This is a genomic window from Microbispora catharanthi (genome assembly GCF_006334915.2).
GTDB lineage: Bacteria > Actinomycetota > Actinomycetes > Streptosporangiales > Streptosporangiaceae > Microbispora > Microbispora catharanthi.
The window spans coordinates 1-1829 of sequence record NZ_VDMA02000065.1 but is presented as its reverse complement, the minus strand read 5'-3'; the positions used below and the strand labels follow the sequence as shown (position 1 = coordinate 1829).

The window sequence follows — 1829 nt, the reverse complement described above, 5'->3', positions numbered from 1 at the left end:
TACTGTGGTTGAACTCGTGATGTCGCCGGGTGGCTTAGGTGGGTCTGATTGTCGGGCCGGTCTCGGCGAGGCGGCCGTCTATGACCAGACCGCTGGCCGCCGCTGATTACCTGGTGCGCTCAGCGCGGTCGTCGTACTCTTCACGGGCGGTGATGACTTCTTCGATGTGCAGCACGGACCACTCCGTGAGCGCCTTCAGCGGTTCCCGTAGCGTCTGGCCGAGCGCGGTCAGCTCATACTCCACGTGCGGCGGCACCTCTGGGTAGACGGTCCGACTGACCAGCCCGTCGCGTTCGAGGGTGCGCAGCGTCTGGGTGAGCATCTTCTCGCTCACGCCCGCCAGCGCCTGCCGGAGATGACCGAACCGGGAGGTCCCGTTCCGGCCGAGTTCGCCCAGCACGAGGACCGCCCACTTGCTGCCGATCTGGTCGAGCAGGTCCCGCGACGGGCAGCCGCGCTCGTACGGATCGAATGATGGCATGGGCCCGGTCGCATTCTCGACAGCAGCCATACGGCTCACCTCAATGCTTTCGCTGCGGTAAGTACCCTACCAAGAAGTGGCTACTCCCCAACAGAGAGTGTTCAGGTCATTCTGTGTTCCATCCCGCGGCGGACGGACCGCGGCAGGCGTGCGAGGCACGCACGGAAGGAAGGAATGACCATCATGCCGATCGTCGTCACTGGAGCCACCGGCCAGCTGGGCAGGCTCACCGTCGAGGCACTGCTGCGGCGCGGGATCCCGGCCGCGGACATCATCGCGACCGGCCGGGACATCGCCGGGATCAAGGATTTGGCCGACCGAGGCATCACGGTACGCCGCGCCGACTTCGCGGACACGGACGGCCTGGCCGAGGCATTCGCGGGGGCGGACAGGCTGCTGCTGATCTCGGCCTCGGTCCCCGTGGGCGAGCGGGTCGCCAACCACCGCCGCGTGATCGACGCCGCGGCATCCGCAGGCGTGTCGCTAGTGGCGTACACGAGCACGACGCACGCGGACACGGCCACCACCGTCATCGGTGCCACGCACAGCGAGACCGAAGCGTATCTGCGGGACCGCGGAATCCCCAGCGTGCTGCTGCGCAACGGCTGGTACTTGGAGAACTACACCAGCCAACTGCCGCAGATCCTGCAGAACGGCGCGGTCGTCGGCGCCGCAGGCGAGGGGCGGATCAGCGCCGCGTCCCGCGCCGACTACGCCGAGGCCGCAGCGGTCGTCCTCACCACTGAAGGCCACACCGGCGCCGTGTACGAGCTCGGCGGCGACGAATCCTTCACCCTGACTGAGCTCGCCGCCGCGATCTCCGCTGCGGCCGGAAAGCAGGTTACCTACGCTGACCTCCCGGTGGCCGACTTCGCCCAGGTACTGGACGCCGCGGGCCTACCCGCCGAGCTGGCGGAGGTCCTCGCTGACGCTGACCGCGGTATGAACCGCGGCGAGATGTACACCGACTCTGGCGACTTGCGCCGCCTGATCGGCCGCCCGCCCGTGACCCTGGCCGAGGCACTCGCGGCCGCCCTGCATTACTGAGGTTGAACTCGTGAGGTGGCCGGGTTGCTCAGGTAGGTCTGATTGCCAGGCCGGTCTCGGCGAGGCAGCCGTCTATGAGTTCGCTGCGGTACTGGATGTGCCGTAGGCCGCGCCGGATGCGCTGGACGAGGTGTTCAGGGGTACTGAAGGCGACGTTGGAGAGCCAGCCGCGTCGCAGGAGGGACCAGATCCCCTCGACTGGGTTGAGGTCGGGTGCGTAGGGCGGCAGATAGTAGATGGTCAGCCAGTCTCGGGCCTCGGCGAACTTTTGCAGGTCGGCGGCCTTGTGGACGTTGAGGTT

Annotated in this window: 3 protein-coding genes; 1 reads left to right on the top strand and 2 read right to left on the bottom strand. The window is 67.6% G+C overall.

The window, feature by feature from the left end; all coding sequences use genetic code 11:
* Positions 1 to 106: 106 nt before the first annotated feature.
* The gene (locus tag FH610_RS42590) at positions 107 to 481 is read right to left on the bottom strand and encodes a winged helix-turn-helix transcriptional regulator (RefSeq protein ID WP_205826472.1); all 375 of its coding nucleotides are present in this window, start codon (positions 479 to 481) and stop codon (positions 107 to 109) included.
* A gap of 174 nt (positions 482 to 655) precedes the next feature.
* On the opposite strand from FH610_RS42590, the gene FH610_RS42585 reads away from it, so the two are divergent.
* A complete protein-coding gene (locus tag FH610_RS42585) occupies positions 656 to 1528 on the top strand; it encodes an SDR family oxidoreductase (RefSeq protein ID WP_152313714.1) in 873 nt (290 codons plus the stop codon).
* 28 nt (positions 1529 to 1556) lie between these two features.
* On the opposite strand, the gene FH610_RS42580 is transcribed toward FH610_RS42585, so the two are convergent.
* Positions 1557 to 1829: transposase (locus FH610_RS42580; protein WP_205826471.1), on the bottom strand; the 273-nt coding region annotated here is incomplete at its 5' end.